Here is a 23,160-nt window from a genome sequence, read left to right on the forward strand (position 1 = left end):
CAGCTCTCATTAGATGTGGGGCGTCTCGCTGGGGTGTTCCGCACATGTGCGGAGCTGAGAATTACCCATTGAACCTGAACCAGGTCATGCTGGCGGAGGAAGTTCGAGATGGCAAGTGCGTCTCGATGCGCCCGGCCATTGACACCAGCCCTTCACTCATGACCGCAACCATTGAAGGGATTGACCCATGGTCAAATCTGGATCCATTGCGCTTGCGGTCCTTCTTGGATTGTTCGCTGCGCCAACTGTCGCCCAGGACGCACCCAAGCTCACCATCTATACCTATGACGGCTTTGCCGCCGAATGGGGCCCCGGCCCTGGCCTCAAGGCAGGCTTTGAAGCCATTTGCGGTGGCTGCACGGTGGATTTCATTGCGGCCGACAGCTCCATCGGCACCCTGCGCCGCGTGCAGCTCGAAGGCGAAACAACCGAAGCCGACCTCATTGTCGGTCTCGACACCGCCATTGCCGGCGAAGCCCGCGCCACCGGCCTCTTTGCCGAGCACGGGCTTGATCTCACCGGCCTGACCCTGCCGACCGAGTGGACGGACGCGACCTTCGTGCCGGTTGACTACGCCCACTTCGCCTTTGTCTACGATACAGACACGGTCACGACCCCGCCCAAATCGTTCGAAGAGCTGATCGCCCTCCCCGAGGACTTCAAGATCGTTGTGCAGGACCCACGCTCGGCCACCCCCGGCCTTGGGCTCGTGCTCTGGATCGCCGCTGCATATGGCGACCGTGCTCCTGAAATCTGGGCTGGCCTCAAGCCTCATATCCTCACCGTCACACGCGACTGGAGCGAGAGCTACAACCTCTTCCTTGAAGGGGAGGCCGACATGGCGCTGAGCTACACGACCTCGCCCGCCTACCACATCGTCTCGGAGGACGATCAAACCATCCACGCCGCCTTGTTTGAGGAGGGCCACCTCGCCCAGACCGAAGTTGCCGGCATGCTCAAGTCCTCGGACCAGCCGGAATTGGCTCGCCAGTTCCTCGACTATCTCGCCTCGGCCGAGGGTCAAAAGATCATCCCCACCACCAACTGGATGTTTCCGGTAACCGACCTCGGCGCCGATCTGGACCCGGCCTTTGCTGGCCTGCCACAGCCCGAAAAGACCCTCACGGTCAGCGACGAAGAGATCGCCGCCAATTCCCAGCGCTGGATCGACGAAATGCTGACAGCCGTTCAGTAAGGCACAAGAATGTCGGCATGCACAAAACGGCACCTCCCCCTCGTAGGGGGAGGATGGGAGGAGCTGGCGAGAGCCACGACATCATGGCAGGTCGCATGCTGACCCTTCCCCACCGCCCATTCCGCATCGCCGCTGCCGTCGCTCTCGCCGTCGCCATCACCGTCCTGATCGCGCTGGTGCTCTGGGCCATCCTCGCCGCGGCAACCGAAGCCAGCGGCACTTCACGCGTCGACATTCCCCATTTGCTGCGGATGACCTCCATTCAGGCCGGTCTTACCACGATACTTTCCCTCGCAGTCGGCACGGCCCTCGCCTGGTCCCTCAACCGCCTTCGCTTCCCAGGACGCGACCTCCTGGTCGGACTGTTCGCCTCTGCCATCGTCACCCCCGGCATGGTGGTCGCCTTCGGGCTCCTTGCCATCTGGGGTCGCAATGGCTGGATCAACCAGGCCAGCAATGCCCTGTTTGGTGTCTCCATCGGCAATCCAGCCTTCGGCCTTTCTGGCATCCTCTTCGCCCATGTCGTCCTCGACGCGGCCTTCGCCGCGCGCATCCTCCTGGCGCGTCTTGATGCTATCCCGACCAACCGGCTCAAGACCGGACAGTCCCTTGCCCTTACGGCCTGGCAGCGGTTCGCCCTGATCGACTGGCCTGCCCTGCGCGGCAGCATTCCGGGTATTGGCGCCATCATCTTCCTCCTGGCGTTTACAAGCTTTCCCATCGTGTTGCTCCTGGGTGGCGGGCCCGCCAATCAGACGCTTGAGGTGGCTATCTACGCCGCCGTCCGCCAGGACTTCGACCTCAGTGGCGCTGTTCGCCTGGCAGCAACGCAGATCGCGGTCTGCTCTGTCGTCATTCTCATCGCCTCGGCCCTTGCTCCGGTGCCAACAAGCTTCGGCGCTTCGGCGTCGCCACTCTGGCGCGACTCAACCGCGGCCCGGATGCTGCAATCCCTGGTCCTCGCCATTGCGACCCTGGGCTTCGTCGCGCCGCTTCTATCCGTTTTGATCGATGGATTTGGCAGCATAGGTCGCGTTCTTGCACAGCCGACATTCTGGTGGGCCACCGTGACCAGTCTCGCCGTCGGCAGCGCTTCCGCCCTCCTCACCCTGGTGCTGGCGCTGGCTCTGGCCATGGGCCGGGGGGCAACAGGAAACAAACCGCTGCGGACGCTTTTGGGCATGCCCGCCTTCGCCTACCTCGCCGTTCCCGCCGTGGTGCTCTCGCTTGGCTTTTTCCTGCTGGTCCGCTCCCTGGGCGCTGCCCCCGCACAAGCCGCACCCTTCGTGGTGATTGTGGCCAACAGCCTCCTCGCCCTCCCCTTTGCCATAGCGACCCTGGGGCCTCCGCTTGAGGCCATTACGCGCGGCCGGGGCAAGCTCATGCGCTCGCTTGGTCTTTCCGGCTGGCGGCAGTTCCGCTTGGTGGAGCTGCCCCTGATTGGCCGGGACCTCGGGGTCATGCTGGCGCTTGCCTTCTGCTTCTCGCTCGGCGACCTTGGCGTAATTGCACTCTTCGGCACGCAGGATTTACAGACCCTGCCACTGATGATGTTCCGCGCCATGGGCTCCTACCGCAACAATGATGCCGGAGCGATCGCCGCTATCCTGCTGATCGGCACCGTCCTGGCCTTTGCCGGCCTGCCTAAACTCTTTGGAAAAATCGCCGATGCTGCACGTTGAAGATCTCCGATTTATCCACCCCGGTCAGCCCTTGGAGTATTGTTTCAACTTCACTGGCCAGGCTGGTGAAGTGACCGCCATCTCGGGCGCAAGCGGATCGGGAAAATCGACCTTGCTGGATCTTATCGCCGGTTTCCTCGAACCTCGATCGGGCCAGATCAAGCTCGACGGTGCTGACCTGGCGTCGCTTCCACCCGAGCGGCGCCCGATCTCGCTCCTGCTCCAGTCAGAAAGCCTTTTTGAACATTTAAGTGCCGGTCGCAACATTGCTTTGGGCCTGCCACCTCGCACAGCCAAGGAGATCATCCGCCAGAAGGTTGACCAGGCGCTTGGAGAAGTCGGCTTGAGCGGCGTTGAGCATCAAATCGCTGCGACTCTCTCGGGCGGGCAAAAGCAACGTGTAGCCTTGGCGCGCACGCTGTTGCGCGATCGGCCCGTTCTGCTGCTGGACGAGCCGTTTTCAGCGCTAGACGACGAGACTCGCGGCACGATCCGGGACTTGGTTGGCGTACTCACACGGAGTCATGGCTGGTACACAATTCTGGTAAGCCATCATGCCGACGATGTGGAGCAACTCGCTCAAAGGCGCTACCGCCTCGACGAGGGACGGCTTGAACTCTACTGAGCCCAAGCCGTGAACACCTCGTCAAACATGGTCTGAGCTTCTTCGTCTTTTTCCAGCGTAATAATCGCATTCCGGCCTGTGCCATAAACCACGGCCAGATCCATCCACTTCCGGCTCCCGAGCAGATCGGCATTAGTAGCCAGATCATTGGGTGAAGCACTGAGGGCGAACAGGAACGAATTGCCGACGACGCGCGCCGAAGCACCAACCAGCGGCGTTCCGGGCACCAATTCCTCGTCCTTGAGCAACACCCCAGGCAGATTGGCGATGGTGCCGCCGATAAAGGTATCGCTGACGTCGAAATCCACTTCCATCAAATGGCTAGCGGGCAAGCTCGGGTCTGAATTTTTTCGAATGGTGACCTGCACCCCAAGATTGCGCGCAGGAATACTGGCATCGCCTACAATGGTAGGCAGACCTAATTCATCCTCGCCCTTGGTCCATTCAATCGTGCCCGAGAAAGGCACAGCACCCGTGCGGCCATCAGCGCTGGCCTCGAGCAACAGAGACTGGCTACCGGCGAGAACCGCCGGATCAACGGAAGCCGCAGGGTCGGCCGCATCAACCAAGGCGGCATCGCCGCCGGGCAGACGCTCCTCACCCTTGGGATCGCTCGAGGCGCTAATATCGGGCAACACGCTTGGTACGGCTCCAGGCGGCGCCGGCTGCGGCGTGGGTGCCAGGCGCTCCTCGGTCTGGAGGCTCTCAAGTGTGGATGCAGGTGTAGGCTCGGGCGCGGTGGCCGTATTGCCTGGACCATCCACTGGCACCGAGTCTTCCGGCTGGGCTGGATCGAGGGTGGGAGTTGTGCTGGGAGATACCGCAGCAGTTTCGGTGACGGGTTCCGCCTGCCCGAACATCTGGTCCAGATTGATATAGCCTTCGCGCCAGGCCCAGAATCCAGCGCCACCAGCACCCAGCAGCAAGACGGCGAAAACAATAAGGAAAATGGTCACCCCGGCGCCGGAGCGTGGTGCTGTTGGAGCGGCGGCGACCACCGACGCATCGGGCTCGGCAGGTATGGGCGCCTTGGGTGCCGCAAACATGCGGGTGGCGGCCTCGTGGGCGCTTTCAGTTGGCTCGCTTGTCTCTCCCCGGGCCTCGCGGTCCAGAGTTTCAATAGCGCGCTCAATAACGCTTTCTGCTTCGCTCGGATCAGGTTGCGGGCTTTCGAGCTCCACCTCTCGCACAGTAGACAGAGCCGTTTCCGCAGGTTGCGTTCCCGGCAAGATCAGGGGAACAACATCCTGTTGCCGCGCCACGGCCTGGTTGCGCCCGACCGCAGGCTGCAGCAAATCGCGTCGCGGCTCAAAGGCTGGAACATTTGCCGGTGCATCGGCACTTCGAGGTTTGGCAGCAATCAGCGAGGTCGGACCGCTCTTGACGACGCTGATCGGTCCACGCAGCTCAGTCTTCGGACCAATAATCGGCTCAGGCGGCGCTTGGACTGGCTCGTCGACCGCAACCACGCTTGTTCCAGACGCCTCGGCGGCTTGAGCAATGATGTCTTCGATCGACACGACCTTTTCGGCCTGCGCGGGAGCAGGTTCCGGGGCCGGTGCGTCTGCTTGCGGAAGCTCAGCCGGCGCAACTGCCTCCGTTTCTTGCGGTGCAGGTTCTGCGCTGGCCGTCACGGGCGGGATCAAGGGAGCCTTGAGCGTCTCAGACGGGCTGGTTGGGGGCTTTACGGCAAAGCGCTGCGTAAGACCTGCGTCCCGGCCGAGCGAAATGATCGCTTCGCTCGCTTCCTGCTCAACCTGGCGGATGCAATCTTCGAGCTGCAGCCGATGTTGCGTGATATCCCGCGCCGGCAGTGGCGGTTGAATCGCACGCAATTGCCCGACCAGAGCTGAACGCGCCTTCTCGTAAACTGCACGACGTGCAGCCCCGTTATTTTCCGGCAGCGCGGAGATGGCCCGGCGCAACAGCTCTTTGTAGTCCGCCATTGGTTACTTGATACTCACGATTTCAGCGACGTGTTGTAACAAAAAAATTCAGTCTTGGAATGGGTCAACCACGAGGATGGTGTCGAGCCGCTCCGGGCTCGTCGACAGCATGGCCACCGGCGCCCCGATCTGCTCCTCGATATAGCGGACATATTTGACCGCCTGGGCCGGAAGATCCGCCCAGCTACGCGCTCCGGCTGTCGTTTGCGACCAGCCTTCAAGCGTTTCATAGATCGGCTTAACCCGGGCCTGTGCTCCCATTGAGGCAGGCAGATAATCTATGCGTGATCCATCAAGCTCGTAGCCGACACATACCTTGATCTCCTTGAGGCCATCCAGCACGTCGAGCTTGGTCAAGGCGATACCCGAAATGCCCGAGGTCTTGACCGTCTGGCGAACCAGCACGGCATCGAACCAGCCACAGCGGCGCGGACGACCTGTGTTGACGCCGACTTCGCGACCAACGCTGGCGAGATGCTGGCCAATTTCATCATCGAGTTCGCAGGGGAAGGGGCCTTCACCCACACGGGTTGTGTAGGCCTTGGTGATGCCCAGCACATAGCCGATAGCCGTCGGTCCCAAACCCGAACCTGCCGCGGCTTGCCCCGCAACAGTGTTGGACGAGGTCACAAAGGGATAGGTGCCATGGTCGTTGTCGAGCAAGGCGCCCTGGGCTCCTTCGAACAGAATGCGCGCACCAGCCTTGCGCTTGTCGTCGAGCACCTTCCAAACCTGATCCATGAACGGCAGGATCTCGTCGGCCACTTCCGTAAGCTCGTCATAGATCTTCTGCGCTTCGATCTCGACCAGCCCCATGCCGCGACGAAGGGCATTATGGTGGGTGAGCAGACGCTCAATCTTGACCATCAGTGTGTCTGGTTCGCTTAGATCGATCAGCCGAATGGCGCGGCGACCAACCTTGTCCTCATAAGCCGGACCAATGCCGCGCTTGGTGGTGCCAATCTTGAGGCCTGAATTTGAATCCTCGCGGATGGCATCTAGCTCCCGATGCAGCGACAGGATCAGCGGCGCATTGTCGGCAATGCGCAGGATTTCGGGCGTAATCTCTACCCCCTGCCCGCGCAGCTTGGCCATTTCCTGAACGAAATGGTGAGGATCAACAACTACGCCATTGCCGATAACCGAGAGTTTGCCCTGCACAAGGCCTGACGGCAGCAAGGCGAGTTTGTAACTTACCCCATCAATGACCAGCGTGTGCCCGGCATTGTGGCCGCCATGGTAGCGCACCACAACGTCGGCGCGCTCCGAGAGCCAGTCAACGATCTTGCCCTTGCCCTCGTCACCCCATTGCGAGCCGACGACAACCACGTTAGCCATATAATTTCTCTCCAGACAGGCGCGACATAGAGGTCCGGCGATGGTGCCGCACCCTATTTAAATCGGACAAATGCCTTCCCGGCCCGCTCCGGGAATGTTGGATCGGGGCCGAATAACTGCTAAGTCCGACTGTCCTTACATCACCAAGGCCGATATGACCAAGCCGCTCGTGGCCGAAAATCACGGCTTAATTGCCCGCCTGCTCAATCAACCTTATTTGCTGCTGATCCTGGCGCCCCTGTTCTGGGGTGGAAACGTGGTCGCCGCAAAGCTCGTGGTTGGGGAAATCGACCCTTTCCTCTTGCTGGCAACGCGTTGCGTCGGCGCGACCCTCTTCATCCTGCCCTTTTCCTGGCGGTTCCTTGCCGCCGACTGGCCAGTGATCCGGCGTACATGGCCCTTGGTGATGGGGTATGGCGCGCTCGGCTATGCGCTTTACAATGTTCTGCTTTATGTCGGCCTCACCACCACAACCGCCGTCAATTCGTCCATTGAAACGGGCGCCCTGCCCATGATGATTCTGCTGGCCAATTTTATCGTGTTCCGGGTGCGGGCGAACTGGCTGCAGATCCTGGGCGTGATCATCGCCATCTCGGGGGTCATGCTTACAGCGACCCATGGCAATCCGGCGCGGCTTCTGACCCTGGACATCAACATTGGCGATGGTTTCGTGCTGCTCGCCTGCCTCACCTATACCGCCTATACCCTGGCCCTGAAATTTCGCCCGCAGATCCATATGATGAGCTTCATGGCCGTGGCATTCACCGGTGCGGCGATCACCGGGGTCGTCATGCTGCAGATGTTCGGACCCGGTATTGGCAGCTTCGCGGAACTTCCGGCCATGTCGCCGCGCGTGTGGGCCGTGCTGGTTTATGTGATGATCTTTCCATCCATGTTCAGCCAGGTTTTCTATGCCCGTGGGGTGGAGCTGGTGGGGCCCAATCGTGCTGCGCCCAGCCATAATCTAATCCCGGTTTTCGGCGCGCTCGGCTCGGTGATCATCCTCGGTGAAAGCTTGCATCTGTATCATTACGCTGCAGCCGCCATCATCATCGGCGGCATCGTTCTTGCCGAATGGGCTGCGCGGCGACTTAAATAAAAAAGGCCGGCGCAGCGCACCGGCCCCTCTCGGCATGTTTACGGCCTTAGAAGCGCAGGGCTTTGGCCTGCTTGACGCCTTCCAGCGCCGCGATTTCGGCCAATTGTGCTTCGGTCAGCGTACCGTCAATGGAGACCAAGGCAATGGCGTCCGCGCCGATATCTGCACGGCCCAAATTGAAGTTGGCAATGTTGATGCCAAGCTTGCCCAAAAGCGTGCCCAGGCGACCAATATGGCCGGGCTTATCCTCGTTCGTGACATAAAGCATGGACGGGGTCAGTTCCGCTTCCATGTTGATGTTCTTGACCTGGATGATGCGCGGCTTGCCATTGGCGAACAGCGTTCCGGCAAGGCTGCGCTCCTGACGTTCCGTTGTTACCGTCAGTCGCACATAGCCTTCATAGGCACCCTGCTGGTTGCGCGTGGTCGTCTCGACCACGATGCCCCGATCCTTGGCGATCTGCGGCGCCGAAACCATGTTGATGTCGCCCAGCAAAGGCTTCAAGACGCCGTTGATCGCAGCCGCGATCATTGGCTTGACGTTGAGCTGGGCGACATTGCCCTCGAACTCAACCCGGATACCGGTGATCGCCGTTTCGGTGAGTTGTCCGGCAAAGGAGCCAAGTGCCTCGGACAGTTTCACCCATGGCGTGAGCAGGGGCGCTTCTTCGGCAGAGATGGATGGGAAGTTCAGCGCATTGGTGATCTCGCCAGTCATCAAATAAGCCGAGATCTGCTCGGCAACCTGCAGGGCCACATTTTCCTGCGCCTCAGTGGTCGAGGCACCCAGATGCGGCGTGCAAATCACGTTGGGCAGTTCGAACAGGGGATTGTTCTGCGCTGGCTCTTCCAGGAACACGTCGAGCGCAGCACCCGCAACCTGGCCGGACTTGAGCGCGTCATAGAGGGCTGCTTCATCGATCAGGCCGCCGCGGGCGCAATTGATGATGCGTACGCCCTTTTTGGTCTTCTTGAGAGCCTCGGCATTGATGATGTTGCGGGTAGCGTCGATCAACGGCGTATGGAGCGTGATGAAGTCGGCGCGCGCCAGAAGTTCGTCCAGCTCAACCTTTTCCACGCCCAGCGTTTGCGCCCGCTCCGGCGTAAGGAATGGATCAAAGGCGATAACCTTCATGCGCAGGCCAAGGGCCCGGTCGGCCACGATCGAGCCGATATTGCCTGCGCCGATCAGGCCCAGCGTCTTGTTGGTGACCTCGACGCCCATGAAGCGGTTCTTCTCCCACTTCGAAGCGCGGGTCGAAGCATCGGCTTCGGGCAATTGGCGTGCCAGGGCCATCATCATGGCGATGGCGTGTTCCGCAGTTGTGATGGAATTACCAAAGGGGGTATTCATCACGATGATCCCCTTCTTGGTGGCGGCGGGGATATCGACATTGTCGACGCCGATGCCGGCGCGGCCAATGACCTTGAGATTGCTTGCAGCGGCGATGATCTTTTCGGTCACCTTGGTAGCCGAGCGGATAGCCAGGCCATCATATTGGCCGATGACTTCAAGAAGCTTGTCCTTGTCTTTTCCAAGATCGGGAAGGTAGTCGACGTCAACGCCGTTGTCCTTGAAGATCTGGACGGCAGTTGGGCTGAGCTTGTCGGAAACGAGAACCTTGGGCATAGCGCCCTCCTTGTGTTCGCTGCGCCTGTAAAGGCTTGCGAATGGAATTTGGGTGAAGTGAATGGCGCGGCAGCGCCATTCAAAATGGCCTAGGCAGCTGCCTTGAGCGCCTGGAGCTCTTCAGCGAAAGCCCAATCAAGCCATGGCATCAGCGCTGCGAGATCGGATGCTTCGATCGTGCACCCTGCCCAGATGCGCAGGCCCGAAGGGGCGTCCTTGTAGGCGCCGATGTCATAGGCCGCGCCGAGCTTGTCGAGGCGCGAAACCATAGCCTTGGCGAACGCGGCCTGTGCAGCATCGTCCAGCACGGTGACCGCCGGATCAACAATCGAGAAGCAAACCGATGTGTTGGAGCGGTTGGCCGGGTCCTTTGCAAGGAAATCGACCCAATCGGTCTTGGCGACCCAATCAGCGAGCACCTTGAAATTGGCATCGGCCCGCGCCTGCATGGCCGAGAGCCCGCCAATGGACTTGCCCCATTCCATGGCATCAATCGCGTCTTCGATACAGATCATAGAGGGCGTATTGATGGTTGCGGCCTGGAACACTTCCTCGAGCAGCTTGCCGGCCTTGGTGAGGCGGAAGATCTTGGGCAAGGGGCGATCGGGCTTGAAAGTCTCTAGCCGCTCCACAGCTCGGGGGGACAGGATCAGCACGCCATGAGCCGCTTCACCACCCAGCGCCTTCTGCCAGGAGAAGGTCACCACATCGAGCTTGGGGAAATCGAGATCTTGAGCGAAGGCGGCAGAAGTCGCATCGCAGATGGTCAGACCCTTACGGTCAGCCTTGATCCAGTCTGCGTTGGGGACGCGCACGCCCGATGTAGTACCATTCCATGTGAACACTACGTCACGGTCGGTATCGACCTGCGCAAGGTCGGGAAGCTCCCCATAGGGTGCCTTGATGATGCGGACGTCTTGGAGCTTGAGCTGCTTGGCGACGTCGGTAACCCACCCTTCCCCAAATGACTCCCAAGCCAGCATGTCGACGCCCCGCTCTCCCAGCATGGACCACATGGCCGTTTCCACCGCACCTGTGTCCGAAGCCGGCACAATACCGATCCGGTAGTCAGCGGGGACTTGGAGCAATTCGCGTGTAAGATCGATTGCTTGCTGGATGCGCGCCTTGCCGGGCTTGGAGCGGTGCGAACGGCCGACCAGCGCATTGCTCAGCGCTTCAACGGTCCATCCGGGACGCTTGGCACATGGGCCCGACGAAAAATTGGGGTTAGCCGGTTTTACCGCCGGTGCGGTTTGGGGCGTATCAGCCATCTTCAGCGACCCTCCCAGGTCTATGCGTCTCGCGTTAGGGCGAGATGTCCTGAGATGGGAAATACAGCGACAGGCCCATTCCCGTCAATGGGTGCGGAACGAGCACCGTAAAGAAAGTCCTTGCGGCCTCATGCGTGAAAAGGAAATCGGCGCCACCAGGGCGCCGATCGATGAGCAAGCGGGGATATTGCTTAGTTGAAGCGGTAGCGGACGGTGCCGCGCACTTCGTGCAGCCAGTTGTTGTCAGCCGACACCGAGCCAGGGGCTGCCGCACCATTGCTGACTTCGGCAATATAGACGCCGCGGTAGCCAATGTCGGTGACTACCGACCCAAAGTCATAGCCAACGCCAGCCATTGCTGCAGCAGCTAAGCTTGTATTGGTGCCCGACGGAACATCGTCGCCTGTGGGTGCAGAGACTTCGATCCGGTTGAAGGCCGCACCGGCACCAGCGCCAACATAGCCAAATGCACCACCGGCAGCACCATAGCCGTATTCGCCGCCAAGCGAGAAGTCATAGTAGACGTTGGCAAGAGCAATGGTTGAACGCAGATTGGCCGAATAGTTGCCGAGACCAGAGGGGCTGGAGAGCTCAATGCCTTCATTGTTGATGTAGTCGACGGTCACGTCAGCACGCAGACCGGTTCCGGTTTCATAGCCGAAGCCGGCGCCAACGCTATAGCCATACCCCATTTCTTCAAAGGGGAACGTGGTTTCGACGGGGCTGCAACCGATACATTCGTAGCCTTCGCCCTCTTCCGTCCACAGGCCGTTGAATGCAGCGCTGCCGCGCAGGTAGAAAGAGCCCTGGACGCCGTAGTCGACTTCCGGGATTTCGATTACCGGTGGGTATTTGGGGAAGTCGGCGGCGATTGCCTGACCGGCGATGAGAGTGGCTCCTGCCACCATAACCGCAGCGATGAGCTTGCGCATGAATAAGTCCTTTGGTTGCCACGACACCAGTCGATTGGGGACGAATATGCGCCTAGTTCCTTAAAGCCCGCTTAACCTAAACGCTTAACCCTAATAACCTTCTTCAGCGTTTTACTTGCCGCTTTGCCTAAGCGGCAAGTTGCTCAAGCAACGTCCAAGATTGCAGCTTCAATCTGGCCAACAACTGTTGAGACAAGTGCAGCATCATCTGCCTCGCCCATGACCCGGATCACGGGCTCGGTCCCTGAGGCGCGAACCACGAGCCGGCCACCCTGCCCTAGCATGGCTTGAGCGTCGGCGATGGCCGCGATGACCTGCTTGTGCTCGAGCGGCTTGCCGGCCTTGAACTTCACACTGCGAAGCAATTGCGGCACCTTGGCGAAGCGCGAGCAGATTTCCGATACCGGGCGTTCCTGCTGCTTGAGCACGGACAGCAGCTGCAGCGCCGCCACCAGCCCGTCTCCCGTTGTGGTGAAATCGGACAGGATGATGTGGCCCGACTGCTCGCCGCCAACATTGAAGCCTTTGGCGCGCATGGCTTCGAGTACATAGCGATCACCAACCTGGGTGCGCTCCAGGGTGAGCCCCAACGAGCTCAGATAACGCTCAAGGCCCAGATTGGACATGACAGTAGCGACAATGCCCCCGCCCTGCAGCATTTCGCGCTGTAACCAGCTTTCGGCGATCACCGCCATGAACTGGTCGCCATCGACTACATTGCCTTTTTCATCGATGATGATGACGCGATCAGCGTCCCCATCTAGGGCAATGCCGATATCGGCACGCATCTCACGCACCTTGGCGGAAACGGCTTCGGGGGCAGTAGAGCCCACCTTGTGGTTGATATTGTAGCCGTCCGGCTCGACACCGATGGTGATGACCTCGGCACCCAGTTCCCACAATGCGATGGGCGCAACCTTGTAGGCAGCGCCATTGGCGCAATCGAGCACGACGCGCAGCCCGGACAGGTCGATGTTTCGTGGCAAGGTGCGCTTGGCATATTCGATATAGCGCGTGCGGGCTTCCTCGTCGCGATGAGCGCGGCCGATCTGCATGCCATGCGCCAGAAGCGAACGGCTGTCGCCATCGATCAGTCGCTCGATATCGGCTTCGACCTCGTCCGAAAGCTTGTAGCCATCCGGACGGAACAGCTTGATGCCATTGTCGTCATAAGGATTGTGCGAGGCCGAAATCATCACACCGAGGTCGGCACGCAGCGAGCGGGTGAGCATGGCAACGGCGGGGGTGGGCATAGGGCCGAGGAGGTAAACATCCATGCCTACGGCGGTGAAACCAGCGGTCAGGGCAGTTTCGATCATGTAGCCGGAGCGGCGCGTATCCTTGCCGATCACCACGCGATTGCGATGCTCGCCACGAACAAATCTCTTGCCGGCGGCCATGCCGATTTTCATGGCGAGTTCGGGCGTCAGCTTGTCGCCATTGGCGAGTCCACGAATCCCGTCGGTGCCGAAATATTTCCTGGCCATGGTGAGCCTCTCCTGTGACCGCTGCCCGTTAGCTTAGCGCCGAAGCGTTAAGAGGGATTTTCGGCGAAATAGCGGATAAGTGGAGAGAACGAAAGGGCCGCCTTGCGGCGACCCTTTCAATCTTTCTCGTGGGCTCAGCTATTGGGCTGGGGCTCGAGGCCACCTTCGGGTGGCGCGTCGGGCCGCTTCTTGCCCAGCTTGCCGGCAGATGGAACGCCACTGGCCTTGGTGGTTGGGCCGCTGTCGTCGGGGCGCACCGGCTGCTTGCCTTCCATGAGGGCACGCAATTCGTCGCCGGTCAGGGTCTCGTATTCGAGCAACGCCTGGGCGATGGCTTCCCACTGGTCATGGTAAGTGGTGAGGATTTCCCGGGCGGAAGCTTCACCATCCTCGATCAGCTTGCGCACTTCCTGATCGATAATACGCGCGGTATCGTCGGACATGTGCTGCGACTGCGTCACCGAATGACCCAAAAATACTTCCTGGTCATTGCTCTTGTAGCGCACGCGACCGAGCTTTTCGCTCATGCCCCATTCCATCACCATGGAGCGGGCCAGATTGGTGGCCATCTGGATATCGCCCGAGGCGCCAGAGGTGACCTTTTCGGGACCAAACTTGATGATCTCGGCTTCACGGCCACCAAACAACATGGTGAGACGCGCGAGGGCCTTTTCCCTGGAGAACGAATAGCTGTCGCTTTCCGGCAGGGTCATCACCATGCCCAGCGCACGGCCGCGGGGAATAATAGTGGCCTTGTGGATCGGATCGATGCCGGCAACTTTCAGCGCGATGATGGCGTGGCCAGCCTCGTGGTAGGCGGTCAGCTTCTTTTCGTCCTCGGACATGGCCATCGTACGGCGCTCGGCGCCCATCATGATCTTGTCCTTGGCGTCTTCGAACTCCTGGTGCGTGACGAAGCGCTTGTTCTTGCGTGCAGCCATCAGGGCCGCCTCGTTGACGAGGTTCATGAGGTCCGCGCCGGAGAAACCGGGCGTACCCCGGGCCAGGACCTTGAGATCCACATCGGGAGCCAGCGGCACTTTGCGAACATGGACCTTGAGCACCTTTTCGCGGCCCGACACGTCGGGGTTCGGCACAACAACCTGACGGTCGAAACGGCCGGGACGCAGCAGGGCCGGGTCAAGGACGTCGGGACGGTTTGTGGCAGCGATCAGGATAATGCCTTCATTGGCCTCAAAGCCGTCCATCTCGACCAGCAGCTGGTTGAGGGTCTGCTCGCGTTCGTCGTTACCGCCGCCAAGGCCGGCGCCACGCTGGCGACCGACGGCGTCGATTTCGTCGATGAAGATGATGCAGGGGGCGTTCTTTTTGGCCTGCTCGAACATGTCGCGGACGCGGGACGCGCCGACACCGACGAACATTTCAACGAAATCCGAACCCGAAATGGTGAAAAACGGCACATTGGCTTCGCCCGCAACCGAACGGGCAAGAAGCGTCTTACCGGTGCCGGGAGGACCGACAAGCAGCACGCCGCGCGGAATACGTCCGCCCAGGCGCTGGAACTTGCCGGGATCGCGCAGGAACTCGACGATCTCTTCAAGATCCTGCTTGGCTTCGTCGACACCGGCAACGTCCTCAAACGTCACCTTGCCGTGCGATTCGGTGAGCAACTTCGCGCGCGACTTGCCAAAGCCCATCGCGCCACCACGGCCACCACCCTGCATCTGGCGTATAAAGAAGAACCAGACGCCGATAATGACGATAAACGGCAGCCAGGACGAAAGGAGGATCGACCAGAAGGGGCTCGATTCGGGTGCACGAGCGGTGATGGCAACATTGCGCTCCTCGAGACGCGAGATTACGTCGGCGCCATCGGGCAGCACGGTTTCAAAGCGCGTACCGTCGCGCAGCGAACCCGAAACAACATTGTCGGTGATCGTGACGGAGGTGACCGAGCCGGCTTCAACGTCGTTGACGAACTGGGAATAGCTCTTGTCAGAAACGGAAACCGAGCGGGTCGAAGACTGAAAGACCTGGAACAGGCCCATCAGCATAAACAGGATGACCAGCCAGATGGCGAAGTTGCGGAAATTTCCGTTCATTAAAATTCTGTCCCGGAGAAGCCGGCCAACAAGCCGGTACGTGCGCCGAATGTATGCCCGGCAATAGGGCGTTACAAGGGCAAGACCTGCGGTCCTTTGCCATTGCCGTCCAGCCTTATTGTCACGTTTGGGTTAATACGGGATGGAATCGGAGGTTCCACAAAGGCGTGCAGAAGCGCCGCCCCTTGTGCGTTTTGAACAGCGTTGATGTGGCGAGGCCCTGCCTCGGAGGTAGATAGTGTAGTGAGACAAAGCCTCGCCACATCAGATGGGATTTTAGGCTGATCCCGGCGCGACTCTGGACGAGAGGCGTCAATAGCCCCCACAATCACTTCCGCCGTCCTACGGGGATCGCGACATCCCCGCCCCATCTGCCCCTTCACAAGCCGGTTCGCGCGACCCGCTGGTTAGTGAAGGCAGTGACGGGAGATTAGCGCAGGGGAATGGTGGGGGGAGAAGGGGGATATCTTTGTCCCTGTGCGTGGGAGAGGACCCCCACCTAGCCTCCCCCTGGGAGGGGGAGGGACTGGTGCGGTGGATTAGCCACACGCACCGTGTCATCCCGGGCCTGACCCGGGATCCATCCTGAGATGGTGCGTTGGTGGAGGTGGTCCGTTCTGACCACGTTGCGGCTGGGAGGGAACTCGGGATGGGCCCCGGGTCGAGCCCGGGGTGACATCGGGGGTGGGGTGAGATGGTGCCACTTCCCCGGTCGTCATCCTCGGGCTTGACCCGAGGAGACTGCACTTGCGGAGCAATTGTTAAGTATAGAGCCCTCGGGTCAAGCCCGAGAGTGACAATTGATGGGTTGGCAAGATGGTGCGATAGCCCGGTCCCCCTTGGGCCGGCCCCACCCTCAATCGATCAGCAGCTGCACCTTGATGCGCTCATCAAATGACCAGCCGCCGAGAGACAGCACGCCGCCAGCCGAATCACGCACGATGGGGGCGGTGCGGATGGCTTCGGCGGGGGCGGTGACTTTGAAGCCCAGGAAATCTTCGAGCCGGTGGCGGGGGAGGTAGTCGGCGACGCTGGCGGTAAGGTCGGCGTGGTCGGAGCCGTTGATGATCAGGAATCGCTCGTCCCAGATGAGTTCGCTATTGGGGCGCAAGATCGCGTCGGGGGGCGCGGTGCGGCCGGGTTCGCGGGCAATGGCGACGGCATTGCCCTTGAGGCGCACGACGCAGCCCAGAACCGTGGTGGATTTGGGCAGGCTCCCCTCGGCAATCTGCTGGCGGAGCCGTTCGACCTGACCCAGGGCGCGCGGCTTTTGGCGGCCGCCGACGATGTTAAGAACCCGGCTGAGGAGCCTTGTGGAAATGGCGGGGCTCAGGGCCGCGAAAGATTCCAGCTCGATGCGGGCCGAACCAAAGCCGTCAAGGCGAACAAGTTCAACAAAGCAATGGTCGGCCATTTGCGCGATGGCGGCATCCGCTTCGCCGATGCGTTCGGCAAACGAGGCCAGCGCTGCGGCGTCGAGGCCAAGTTCTGTGAGCATGGGCATGGCCTGGCGCCAGCGCACCCGCTCGTAGTGTAGATCGCTATTGGACGGGTCTTCTGCCGGGGTGAGGCCAGCATCGATCACGAGGCTACGCAAGGCTGCGGGATCCACAGGAAGAAGGGGGCGGAAAATCTTGACGCCGTCGATCTCGGACCAAGGCATCATGCCTTTTAGGCCCTCAATGCCGCTGCCATGGGCCATGCGCATAAGGACCGTTTCGGCCTGGTCTTGCACATGGTGGGCGGTGAGCAAGACGCCAATGCCGTCGGCGGCCATGGCCTGACCAATCAGGCGGTAACGAGCGCTGCGGGCAGCTTCCTGCACGCCGGTGTGAGGCTTGCTGCCGGACCAGCGTAACCCCGTCGCCTCAAGGCCCAATTGTTGGGCAAGTTGGAGCACCAGGGCAACCTCCCCGGCGGCCTCGGGACGAAGGCCATGATCGAGGGAATAAACATGGAGGCGCGGCTTGGCGGCAAGCGTGTCGGCCCAGCGCTTGACCAGCAGCATCAAAGCGAGGCTATCAGCGCCACCGGAAACGGCAAGGGCAAGCGCGGGCGCGCTACGGACCGGCGCAAAGAGCCGTTCGAGATCGGCGGGGTTCTCGAGGTCAAAGCTCAGGCGGGTGGGCATGAAGCATTGGCCTTCTCCCGGGCGAGGCGTGCGGAAATTTCCGGCTCGAGATCGGGATAATTGGCGTCTACCTGGGCCAGGGTGCGGCAGGCCACGTCACGCTCCCCTACTCCGGCCAGCGAAACACCGAGCTTGAGCAGCAATTCGGGAGCCACATCGCTGTCGGTTTTTTGCTGGTAGGCCTTGAGCAGCACATCGGCAGCTTCGTTATAGGCCTGACGCTGGAGGAGCGCCTCACCCAGAAGATTTGCCGCGTCCTGCGCCTGGGGATTGTCTGGATAAAGCGAAAGGAACTGGCTGAACTGATCCTCGGCAAAGGCATAGTCGCCACTGGCCAAGGCATCGGCGCCGGCGGCGAATTGTGCATCGGCATCCGCGTCGCCGCTGCTTGCGCTTTGGGGATTGTAGTTGAGATCAATCGGCTGGCCGGTGGCAAGGTCAACGCCGCCCGCAGCACCCGTGCCGACCAGGGGATCGGCCGAATTGCCAAGGTCGCCAGCCGGTGCGCTGCCATCATCAAAGGTGGGGTCGAACTCGGCCTCGCCCGGCAGGGGCTGTACGCCCTGAGGTGGAATTTCCGTTTCGGGGACAGCCTGGGGCTGTGGCGTGGACGCGGGTTGCGCCGGGGTGGGGGCGCTTGAGCCGCCTTCAAGGGCCTTGAGGCGCGCTTCATAGGCTTGCGTGGTACTGGTCAGCAGCTCCTGCATCTGCGTGAGCTGGAAGGTGAGGCCTTCCACCTGGCCATTGACGCTGCGCAATTGCTCCTCGAGCTGCTGGACGCGAACCACGAGCTGTGCGGCATCGCCCTGCCCTGCTTGTTGTGCGGCGGGCGCGGACTCGGTGGACGGGAACTTAAACAATTGCGCCTGGGCAGGCATGGACACGCCGAGCGCCAATACAGCGGCGAGCGCAAGCGCCTTGCGGCCGCCATCGAATTTCATGCTGAACAATTACGAGCCTCCGACAATCTCGCAAGGGCGAGAGCCACCGATTTGTGGAAGCCAGCCAATAGCGGCAAATTTTGGTCAAAACAAAGCGCCCGGGCCAATTGGTGGCTCCGGGCGCTTCGGGTCCAGCTTGCGCTGGCTGGTAGCGGCGGCGCGGGAGGGCGCCACCGGGTTTTCCTTACTGCACGACCGTGACGGCGCGGCGGTTCTGCGACCAGCAGGAGATGTCGTTACAGATCGCGACGGGGCGTTCCTTGCCAAAGCTCTGCGAGGTGATGCGCTGCTGGTTGACGCCGCGCGAGACCAGATAGTTGACCACCACCGAAGCACGGCGGGCGCCCAGGGCGATATTGTATTCGCGGGTGCCGCGCTCGTCGGCATGGCCTTCGATCATGATGCGGTAGTTCTGGTACTGGTTGAGCCAGGAAGCCTGCTTGTCGAGGGTTGCCATAGCTTCGGGGGTCAGCGAACTGGAGTCGGTGGTGAAGAACACGCGGTCGCCGACCGACACGAGGAATTCCTGCTGGCTGCCGGGGGCACCGCCGCCCGGGCCAATATTGCCGACGCCGGTCATGCCGACATTGCTGTTGGGCGTGCGCGAACAGGCCGCCACGACCACGACGAAAAGCAGCATCGCGGCAGCGCGCAATACAGTGTTAAGGGGTGCGGTGATGACCACGGTGGAGGCTCCTGAAAGGCAACAATCTTAGGGAGGGTATTTACCGCTCTTAATCTTAAGGCGGGGTTTTCGGTTGTGGTTAATGTTTGCTCAACGCGGCTGGAATGTGGCGGAAATGCGGGAGTTTTGCCGCTGATGCAGATGGGCAACAGATGACCACAGGTGGGTGTTAAGGTTAAGCTTGCACACTGCACACGACATGAAGGAACGTCATTGCCCGGCTTGTCCGGGCATCCATTCTGCAGTGCAGATGGACCACCCGGACAAGCCGGGTGGTGACGGCTAAACGAAGATCTCGTGTGAGCGATTAGCTGCGCAGGCCTGACCATGCTGGGTCGGAGGCGTAGCTTTCAGTGGGAATGGTGAGCAGGTTGCGGCCCCAGATATCGATGCTTTGCAGCTTGGGGCCGTCATTGCCACCCGGATCCTGGAAGAACATGATGACGCGGCCATTGGGCGCCCAAGTGGGGCCTTCGGCATGGAAGCTCGAATACAGCATCCGCTCGCCCGAGCCATCGGGGTTCATGACGCCGATGTTGAACTGGCCGCCGGACTGACGGGTAAAGGCGATGAGGTCGCCCTTGGGAGACCAAACGGGCGTAGAATAGCTGCCCTGGCCGAAGCTGATGCGGTTGGCGTTACCGCCACCCGAGCTCATCATGTAGATCTGGGGCGAGCCGCCGCGGTCGCTTTCGAAGATGATGCGCGAGCCATCGGGCGAATAGGAGGGGCCGGTGTCAATCGCGGCGCCCGAGGTCAGCTGATAGGGCTGCCCGCCGCCGGCGCTTACGGCATAGATATTCGTCGCGCCGCCCTGCTCCACCGAGAAGGCAACCGTGCCGCCATCGGGTGAAAAGCGGGGGGCAAAGGTCATGGCACCAACATTGGCGAGGCGCTGCTGGCGACCGGTCGACAGCTGGAGCAGATAAACCTGCGGATTGCCATCGGCGAAGTTCATATAGGTGACCATGTCGCCATTGGGCGAAAACCGCGGGGTAAGCGCCATGGTGCTGCCGTCGGTGAGGTACTGCACATTGGCGCCGTCCTGGTCCATGATGGCCAGGCGCCGCACGCGATTGGCCTTGGGACCGCTCTCGGCAGTGTAGATGACGCGCGTGTCGAAATAGCCCGAGCCGCCGGTCAGCGAGGAATAGATCGCGTCCGAAATGATATGCGCGACACGGCGGGAGGAGTTGGGATCGGTGTTGTAGCTTTGGCCCACGACCTGCGCACCCTGGCGCGTGTCCCAGACGCGCACGGAGGAAGCTATGGTGCCGCCGCGCTCGACGCTGCCCATCACGAGGGCGTCGACATTGACGGTGCGCCAGGTGGCAAAATCGGGCGTTGCATTGACGTCGCCGACCTGAATGGGGAGAGACGCTGCATCGAGCGGCAGGAACAGACCCGAGCGGCGTAGATTATTGCGCACGATCTCGGCGATCTCACGCCCGAAGCTTGGGTCGGCAGAGGCAAAATCAGGGATGGCGATCGGCAGGGGCCGGAAATTGGCGCCTTCCACGGTGATGTTGAGCTGGGCGCTGGCCCTGGAGGCCGCGGCCATGGCAATCCCGCCGGCAAGGCCAAGCTTGATGGCGTTGCGCCGAGTAAGAAGAGTCATTTCAGTCTCCATTCCTGCCATTCACGGACATTGCTGCCACATGAACGTGCTTCCAATAAGTCACGGACGCAACGTGACGTTGATGTTCTGCCATTGGTCGTAGCTGGCGGCCGACAGCATGCTGTAGGGACCGCAGCCGGCAACGGCGCTGACCGCCTTCTGGGCAATCGTGATCGCCTCGGGCTGCTGGCTGACCGAGACCAGGCGTGGCACGTCGGCGAGCGAACCATCCTGGTTGAGGCGCATATTGACCGTGACCTCGACGCCGCTGGTCTGCTCGTTGGGCAGCAGGGCCCAACACTGCTTGATCTTGGCAACAAGCGCGCCGATCTCGGTCTGGCTCAGCGTAGCCGAAGCGCCGGACGTGTCGCCCAGGGTGGGGGAGCCCCCCTGCCCAGTGGTGGCGCCGGTGCTGTTGTCCCGGTTAATGATCGAGGAGATGTCGTCAGCCAGGGAGGCATCCAGCTGCGCCGGTGCTGCTCGCTCGGCGGTGCGTTCGGCTTGCTTGGCTTCCTCGGCCTTTTTGCGCTCGGCAGCTTCCGCTGCAGCCTTGGCGTCGGCCACGCGCTTGCGCTCTTCTTCCTCACGCTTCTTGCGATCGGCTTCGGCGGCAGCAAAGCGCTCGCGCAGCTGAGCAAGATTGCTGGGACGGGCGGCAGGCGCCGGTGCCGCAACCTGAGGGGTTTCGGGCTCTGCCGGGGTGGGCTCTGGTACTGGCTCAGGCTCGGGCTCTGGTTCCGGCTCGGGTTCTGGTGGAGGAGCGGGGGCGGGTTCAGGCGCCGGCGTGGGCGTTGCAACAGGGGCCGGCCGCGGAGCAGGCGTTGGTGCTTCGCGTGGCGGTGGAGGTGTGGGTGCAGGTGGAGGAGGCGGCGCTGGTTGGGGCACGGGCTCGGGTTCAGGCGCCGGCTCGGGTGGCGGAGCAGGCTCCGGAGCAGGCGCTGGTTCGGGCGTGGGCTCGGGCTCCGGTGGGGGAGCAGCTTCCGGCTCTGGCGCGGAATTGGTGACGGGCGCGGGGGTCGGGATATCGGCTTCAGACGGCTCGGGCTGGTCCTGCTCGGTATTGCCCGTGGGCTGGGCGAGCTCGGCCGGTTGATCGTCCTCCACAATCGAGGGCGTGTCGGTTTCCACGATCTCGCTGTTCAGCGAGCCCATGCGGATATTGTTGAAATCGCTGATGGGCACCAAATCCACCGCGATTGCGTTTTCCACCGTGACCATCGGCTCGGCAAAGCCAAGATTGACGAGGCCGATGCCGATCAGGGCAAGGTGGGCAACAATCGAAACGGTAACGCCGGTGCGCATCGGGCTGACCTTACTGGTCCGGCTGCGTGATGAGGCCGATCTTGCTGAAGCCACCGGCCGACAGCAGACCCATGACGCGCATCACTGCACCATAATTGGCACTGGTATCGCCGCGCAGGAAGATGCGATCCGCGGCGCCATCAACGCCCATGGCCGTCAATTGCGCCACAAGTTCTGTTTCCGCCACAGCGTTCTCGCCAATGAAGACCGCGCCTTCAGGCGTTACGCCGACGGTCACCGGATCGGCCTGGTTCGGCATCGCCGCGGCCGAGGAGGTCGGCAGGTCGATCGGCACGCCAGCCGTCATCATCGGAGCGGCGACCATGAAGATGATCAGCAGCACCAGCATCACGTCCACCATGGGCGTAATGTTGATTTCGCTCATGACCGCTTTCTTGCGGCCGCGCCGACGACGTCCGCCGCCTCCGCCACCACCAGTTGAAACACCCATCCCCATTCTAGCGGCTCCGGGCTTCGAGTTGGCGGCTCAGAATGGTCGAGAATTCATCGGCAAAGCCTTCAAGCCGGCCAATCAACTTGCCGGCATCGGCGCTCAGCTTGTTGTACGCGATAACGGCAGGAATAGCGGCAACAAGGCCAATCGCGGTTGCAAAGAGCGCTTCAGCGATCGGCCCCGCCACAACGGCAAGGCTGGTGTTGGACGAGGCCGCAATGGCGGTGAAGGCATTCATGATGCCCCACACGGTGCCAAAAAGGCCGATAAACGGGCCGGCTGAGCCAATGGTGGCGAGAAAACCCAGGCGCTTTTCAAGCGTTTCGCTTTCACGTGCGATGGCGACATCAAGCACCTTGTCCAGACGCTGCTGCATGCCCACAAAGCTTGCCGCATTCTGCTCGTGGCTGCGCTTCCACTCCTTCATGGCAGCGACAAATACCGCACCAAGACCGCCTGAAGTGCGCTCGGATTGCTGCTGATAAAGCTCTTCCAGCGACTGACCGGACCAGAATGTCCGCTCAAAGCGGTTCATCTCGGCGGCGGTACGCCGATAGGTGATGGTCTTGTCGATGATGATCGCCCAGCACCAGATCGAAGCGCCCAACAGGCCAAGCATGACGGATTTCACGATCCAGTCAGCAGCCCAGAACAAGCCCCAGATGGACAAGTCAGCATGCGGAGCGGCCGCTCCTACAGCATCCATTGCTTCCATGAAGTGATCCTTTTCGGCCCGGTTCTCATGACCGACCCCTTAGCTT

18 protein-coding genes and 1 riboswitch are annotated in these 23,160 nt (G+C 61.3%); of the genes, 4 read left to right on the forward strand and 14 right to left on the reverse strand.

The genetic code is table 11. From position 1 onward, the window contains the following. Window positions 1-19 precede the first annotated feature (19 nt). A riboswitch (TPP riboswitch) is annotated at window positions 20-118 on the forward strand. Window positions 119-187: 69 nt separating this feature from the next. The 3 genes from thiB (at window position 188) to DDE77_RS12895 (ending at window position 3,502) form a co-directional block, all read left to right on the forward strand. After that, the gene (gene thiB, locus DDE77_RS12885) at window positions 188-1,195 is read left to right on the forward strand and encodes a thiamine ABC transporter substrate binding subunit (RefSeq protein ID WP_108397886.1); all 1,008 of its coding nucleotides are present in this window, start codon (window positions 188-190) and stop codon (window positions 1,193-1,195) included. Window positions 1,196-1,278: 83 nt separating this feature from the next. Then, window positions 1,279-2,877: an ABC transporter permease family protein gene (locus DDE77_RS12890; protein WP_157959818.1), complete on the forward strand. Its 1,599-nt coding sequence runs from the start codon at window positions 1,279-1,281 to the stop codon at window positions 2,875-2,877. Continuing rightward, window positions 2,864-3,502, forward strand: a complete 639-nt coding sequence (locus DDE77_RS12895) for an ATP-binding cassette domain-containing protein (RefSeq protein ID WP_108397888.1) — start codon at window positions 2,864-2,866, stop codon at window positions 3,500-3,502. Before DDE77_RS12890 ends, DDE77_RS12895 begins: the two co-directional genes overlap by 14 nt. Here the strand turns inward: DDE77_RS12895 and DDE77_RS12900 are convergent. Continuing rightward, a complete protein-coding gene (locus DDE77_RS12900) occupies window positions 3,496-5,448 on the reverse strand; it encodes a RodZ family helix-turn-helix domain-containing protein (protein WP_108397889.1) in 1,953 nt (650 codons plus the stop codon). The two genes, DDE77_RS12895 and DDE77_RS12900, sit on opposite strands and share 7 nt — an antisense overlap. Before the next feature lie 48 nt (window positions 5,449-5,496). Beyond that, a complete protein-coding gene (locus DDE77_RS12905; protein ID WP_108397890.1) occupies window positions 5,497-6,786 on the reverse strand; it encodes an adenylosuccinate synthase in 1,290 nt (429 codons plus the stop codon). 154 nt (window positions 6,787-6,940) lie between these two features. Here DDE77_RS12905 and DDE77_RS12910 point away from each other — a divergent pair, with 154 nt between their 5' ends. Next, window positions 6,941-7,885 carry a DMT family transporter gene (locus DDE77_RS12910; RefSeq protein ID WP_170116521.1) on the forward strand — a complete coding sequence of 315 codons (945 nt, stop codon included), beginning with the start codon at window positions 6,941-6,943 and terminating at the stop codon, window positions 7,883-7,885. A 46-nt stretch (window positions 7,886-7,931) separates the two neighbouring features. Here DDE77_RS12910 and serA read toward each other — a convergent pair whose 3' ends face one another. The 12 genes from serA to tolQ all read right to left on the reverse strand — a co-directional run bounded on the left by serA (window position 7,932) and on the right by tolQ (window position 23,105). Further along, window positions 7,932-9,515 carry a phosphoglycerate dehydrogenase gene (serA, locus tag DDE77_RS12915; RefSeq protein WP_108397892.1) on the reverse strand — a complete coding sequence of 528 codons (1,584 nt, stop codon included), beginning with the start codon at window positions 9,513-9,515 and terminating at the stop codon, window positions 7,932-7,934. 89 nt (window positions 9,516-9,604) lie between these two features. Continuing rightward, entirely contained in the window at window positions 9,605-10,786 is a 1,182-nt protein-coding gene (locus DDE77_RS12920; RefSeq protein WP_108397893.1) for a phosphoserine transaminase, read from the reverse strand. Window positions 10,787-10,977: 191 nt separating this feature from the next. Then, window positions 10,978-11,718, reverse strand: coding sequence for an outer membrane protein (locus DDE77_RS12925; RefSeq protein ID WP_108397894.1), 741 nt, complete (start codon window positions 11,716-11,718; stop codon window positions 10,978-10,980). Between the two features lie 143 nt (window positions 11,719-11,861). After that, a complete protein-coding gene (gene glmM / locus DDE77_RS12930) occupies window positions 11,862-13,205 on the reverse strand; it encodes a phosphoglucosamine mutase (protein ID WP_108397895.1) in 1,344 nt (447 codons plus the stop codon). 134 nt (window positions 13,206-13,339) lie between these two features. Continuing rightward, window positions 13,340-15,268 carry an ATP-dependent zinc metalloprotease FtsH gene (gene ftsH, locus DDE77_RS12935; protein WP_108397896.1) on the reverse strand — a complete coding sequence of 643 codons (1,929 nt, stop codon included), beginning with the start codon at window positions 15,266-15,268 and terminating at the stop codon, window positions 13,340-13,342. 856 nt (window positions 15,269-16,124) lie between these two features. Next, window positions 16,125-17,399 carry a tRNA lysidine(34) synthetase TilS gene (tilS, locus tag DDE77_RS12940; protein ID WP_108397897.1) on the reverse strand — a complete coding sequence of 425 codons (1,275 nt, stop codon included), beginning with the start codon at window positions 17,397-17,399 and terminating at the stop codon, window positions 16,125-16,127. Further along, the gene (locus DDE77_RS12945; RefSeq protein ID WP_157959819.1) at window positions 17,384-18,349 is read right to left on the reverse strand and encodes a tetratricopeptide repeat protein; all 966 of its coding nucleotides are present in this window, start codon (window positions 18,347-18,349) and stop codon (window positions 17,384-17,386) included. The genes tilS and DDE77_RS12945 overlap by 16 nt, the downstream gene beginning before the upstream one ends. A gap of 175 nt (window positions 18,350-18,524) precedes the next feature. Beyond that, on the reverse strand, window positions 18,525-18,980 hold the full coding sequence (pal, locus tag DDE77_RS12950) for a peptidoglycan-associated lipoprotein Pal (RefSeq protein WP_108397899.1): 456 nt from the start codon (window positions 18,978-18,980) through the stop codon (window positions 18,525-18,527). A 352-nt stretch (window positions 18,981-19,332) separates the two neighbouring features. Next, the gene (gene tolB, locus DDE77_RS12955) at window positions 19,333-20,643 is read right to left on the reverse strand and encodes a Tol-Pal system beta propeller repeat protein TolB (protein ID WP_108398098.1); all 1,311 of its coding nucleotides are present in this window, start codon (window positions 20,641-20,643) and stop codon (window positions 19,333-19,335) included. Window positions 20,644-20,703: 60 nt separating this feature from the next. Then, window positions 20,704-21,945 (reverse strand): cell envelope integrity TolA family protein, encoded by a 1,242-nt coding sequence (locus DDE77_RS12960; RefSeq protein ID WP_108397900.1) that lies wholly within the window; start codon window positions 21,943-21,945, stop codon window positions 20,704-20,706. Between the two features lie 10 nt (window positions 21,946-21,955). Next, entirely contained in the window at window positions 21,956-22,402 is a 447-nt protein-coding gene (locus tag DDE77_RS12965; protein ID WP_108397901.1) for an ExbD/TolR family protein, read from the reverse strand. 1 nt (window position 22,403) lies between these two features. Then, on the reverse strand, window positions 22,404-23,105 hold the full coding sequence (gene tolQ / locus DDE77_RS12970; protein WP_108398099.1) for a protein TolQ: 702 nt from the start codon (window positions 23,103-23,105) through the stop codon (window positions 22,404-22,406). Window positions 23,106-23,160 lie beyond the last annotated feature (55 nt).

Origin of the sequence: Devosia submarina, from assembly GCF_003056345.1 — a bacterium.
Taxonomy (GTDB): Bacteria; Pseudomonadota; Alphaproteobacteria; order Rhizobiales; family Devosiaceae; genus Devosia; species Devosia submarina.

Coding starts and splice junctions, on each gene's coding strand:
- thiB (WP_108397886.1), top strand. CDS start 188: ATGGTCAAATCTGGATCCATTGCGCTTGCGGTCCTTCTTGGATTGTTC.
- DDE77_RS12890 (WP_157959818.1), top strand. CDS start 1,279: ATGGCAGGTCGCATGCTGACCCTTCCCCACCGCCCATTCCGCATCGCC.
- DDE77_RS12895 (WP_108397888.1), top strand. CDS start 2,864: ATGCTGCACGTTGAAGATCTCCGATTTATCCACCCCGGTCAGCCCTTG.
- DDE77_RS12900 (WP_108397889.1), bottom strand. CDS start 5,448: ATGGCGGACTACAAAGAGCTGTTGCGCCGGGCCATCTCCGCGCTGCCG.
- DDE77_RS12905 (WP_108397890.1), bottom strand. CDS start 6,786: ATGGCTAACGTGGTTGTCGTCGGCTCGCAATGGGGTGACGAGGGCAAG.
- DDE77_RS12910 (WP_170116521.1), top strand. CDS start 6,941: ATGACCAAGCCGCTCGTGGCCGAAAATCACGGCTTAATTGCCCGCCTG.
- serA (WP_108397892.1), bottom strand. CDS start 9,515: ATGCCCAAGGTTCTCGTTTCCGACAAGCTCAGCCCAACTGCCGTCCAG.
- DDE77_RS12920 (WP_108397893.1), bottom strand. CDS start 10,786: ATGGCTGATACGCCCCAAACCGCACCGGCGGTAAAACCGGCTAACCCC.
- DDE77_RS12925 (WP_108397894.1), bottom strand. CDS start 11,718: ATGCGCAAGCTCATCGCTGCGGTTATGGTGGCAGGAGCCACTCTCATC.
- glmM (WP_108397895.1), bottom strand. CDS start 13,205: ATGGCCAGGAAATATTTCGGCACCGACGGGATTCGTGGACTCGCCAAT.
- ftsH (WP_108397896.1), bottom strand. CDS start 15,268: ATGAACGGAAATTTCCGCAACTTCGCCATCTGGCTGGTCATCCTGTTT.
- tilS (WP_108397897.1), bottom strand. CDS start 17,399: ATGCCCACCCGCCTGAGCTTTGACCTCGAGAACCCCGCCGATCTCGAA.
- pal (WP_108397899.1), bottom strand. CDS start 18,980: ATGCTGCTTTTCGTCGTGGTCGTGGCGGCCTGTTCGCGCACGCCCAAC.
- tolB (WP_108398098.1), bottom strand. CDS start 20,643: ATGACTCTTCTTACTCGGCGCAACGCCATCAAGCTTGGCCTTGCCGGC.
- DDE77_RS12960 (WP_108397900.1), bottom strand. CDS start 21,945: ATGCGCACCGGCGTTACCGTTTCGATTGTTGCCCACCTTGCCCTGATC.
- DDE77_RS12965 (WP_108397901.1), bottom strand. CDS start 22,402: ATGGGGATGGGTGTTTCAACTGGTGGTGGCGGAGGCGGCGGACGTCGT.
- tolQ (WP_108398099.1), bottom strand. CDS start 23,105: ATGGATGCTGTAGGAGCGGCCGCTCCGCATGCTGACTTGTCCATCTGG.